The organism is uncultured Mucilaginibacter sp. (genome assembly GCF_903893715.1).
Taxonomy (GTDB): Bacteria; Bacteroidota; Bacteroidia; order Sphingobacteriales; family Sphingobacteriaceae; genus Mucilaginibacter.
This window is the reverse complement of sequence record NZ_CAITNG010000085.1, coordinates 1-2143: the sequence shown is the minus strand read 5'-3', so window position 1 is coordinate 2143 and position 2143 is coordinate 1. Positions and strand designations below refer to the sequence as shown.

At 47.1% G+C, this 2143-nt stretch carries 2 protein-coding genes; both read left to right on the top strand.

The window, feature by feature from the left end:
- The first annotated feature begins 7 nt into the window (after positions 1-7).
- Positions 8-1498: an acetyl-CoA carboxylase biotin carboxylase subunit gene (accC, locus tag QZX97_RS09950; RefSeq protein WP_295652544.1), complete on the top strand. Its 1491-nt coding sequence runs from the start codon at positions 8-10 to the stop codon at positions 1496-1498.
- A gap of 22 nt (positions 1499-1520) precedes the next feature.
- Positions 1521-2105 carry a riboflavin synthase gene (locus QZX97_RS09945; protein WP_295652542.1) on the top strand — a complete coding sequence of 195 codons (585 nt, stop codon included), beginning with the start codon at positions 1521-1523 and terminating at the stop codon, positions 2103-2105.
- Positions 2106-2143: the final 38 nt, after the last annotated feature.

Sequence of the window (2143 nt, the reverse complement as noted above, 5' to 3'; positions counted from 1 at the left end):
TGTTTTCATGAAAAAATTATTGGTAGCTAATCGCGGTGAAATTGCCCTTAGGGTAATGCGTTCGGCCCGCGAAATGGGCATCAAAACAGTCGCTGTTTACTCTGATGCCGATGTGCACGCACTTCACGTCCGCTATGCTGATGAGGCTGTCAATATTGGTCCGACACCATCAAACCAATCGTACCTTGTTGGCGATAAAATTATCGAAGCCTGCCGCAAAACAGGTGCCGAAGCTATCCATCCCGGCTATGGGTTTTTATCAGAGAACGCTGCCTTCGCCCGGCAGGTGCGTGAGGCAGGCTTGATACTGGTCGGCCCATCTCCCGATGCCATGGAGATAATGGGCAACAAACTATCAGCTAAAGCAGCAGCCCTTCAATATAATATCCCGATGGTGCCCGGTACAGAAGAAGCCATCACCGATGTTGCTGAAGCAAAAAAAAGAGCGTCCGAAGTCGGCTTTCCAATCCTAATCAAAGCCGCAGCAGGTGGCGGAGGTAAGGGTATGCGCATAGTAGAAAGCGCAGACGCTTTTGAAGAGCAAATGGCATTGGCCGTATCCGAAGCAACCTCAGCTTTTGGCGATGGCTCGGTATTTATTGAACGTTACGTCTCCTCACCACGCCACATCGAGATACAGGTACTTGGCGACACACACGGCAATATTGTCCATCTTTTCGAACGCGATTGCTCGGTTCAACGCCGACATCAAAAAGTGGTAGAAGAAGCACCATCATCCATACTAACACCCGAACTCCGCGCACAAATGGGTAAATGTGCCGTCGATGTCGCCCGGTCTGTGAACTATACAGGTGCCGGAACAGTTGAGTTTATCATGGACGACAACCTCAACTTCTACTTTTTGGAAATGAACACCCGCTTGCAGGTGGAGCACCCCGTATCCGAACTGATAACAGGTATCGACCTCGTCAAAGAACAGATAAACATAGCGAGGGGCGAAGCATTGAGTTTCAAGCAGGAAGACCTCACTATAAAGGGCCATGCGATGGAATTGCGCGTGTATGCCGAAGACCCCACCAATGACTTTTTACCCGACATCGGTACACTCCAAACCTATAAAACTCCAAAAGGACCTGGTGTTAGGGTTGATGATGGCTTTGAGCAAGGTATGGAAATCCCGATTTATTACGACCCGATGATAGCCAAGCTCATCACCTATGGTAAAGACCGTACCGAAGCCATAGAGCGCATGGTGCGTGCCATAGATGAATACCAGATAACCGGCATAACCACAACACTCGGCTTTGGCAAATTTGTAATGCAACATGAGGCATTTACAAGCGGCAATTTTGATACCCATTTTGTAAAAAAATATTTCAAACCATCGGTATTGAAAAATGCAAGTGCCGATGAAGCTAACATAGCGGCTTTGATAATGGGGGGCTTGCTTAACACGGCAAAGAACACTAGTCATGCAGCCACTGTTGCGAACTCAGATACATCAAATTGGGTAAAAAACAGGAAGCAGATTTCATAATTGCCATCCTATATAAAATTATATGTTTACAGGGATAATTGAAACATTGGGCAACGTTACCCATTTGCAACATGATAAAGGCAATTTACACATTACCGTTGCTTCAGCCATATCAAACGAGTTGAAGATAGACCAGTCGGTGGCGCATAACGGCGTTTGCCTAACCGTTGTCGCGATAGCTGACGGTACACATACTGTAACTGCGATAGCGGAAACCCTTAGCAAAACCAACCTAGGGCAGCTAACCGTTGGTAGCCTCGTCAATCTGGAGCGCTGTATGCAAATGAATGCAAGGCTTGATGGGCATATCGTTCAAGGGCACGTTGACCAGACCGCCTCCTGCACTTCTTTTAAAACCTTGCTAGGCAGTTGGGAGTATCAATTCCAATACGACGCTTCCTTTGGCAATGTAACGGTGGAGAAAGGCTCTGTATGCGTCAATGGCATCAGCCTTACGGTGGTCAACTCCGGGCCCGATTATTTCTCCGTAGCCATAATACCCTACACCTTCGAGCATACCAATCTGCAACAGGTAAAAGAAGGCAGCGTTGTAAACCTCGAATTTGATATTATAGGAAAATATGTTGCACGTTTGATGCAACGTTAGTACCGCTCAATAGTCGCTGTAAACAATGCGGGTTACTT

Excerpts from the sequence above, each read along its gene's own strand:
- accC (WP_295652544.1), top strand. The coding sequence starts at position 8 with ATGAAAAAATTATTGGTAGCTAATCGCGGTGAAATTGCCCTTAGGGTA.
- QZX97_RS09945 (WP_295652542.1), top strand. The coding sequence starts at position 1,521 with ATGTTTACAGGGATAATTGAAACATTGGGCAACGTTACCCATTTGCAA.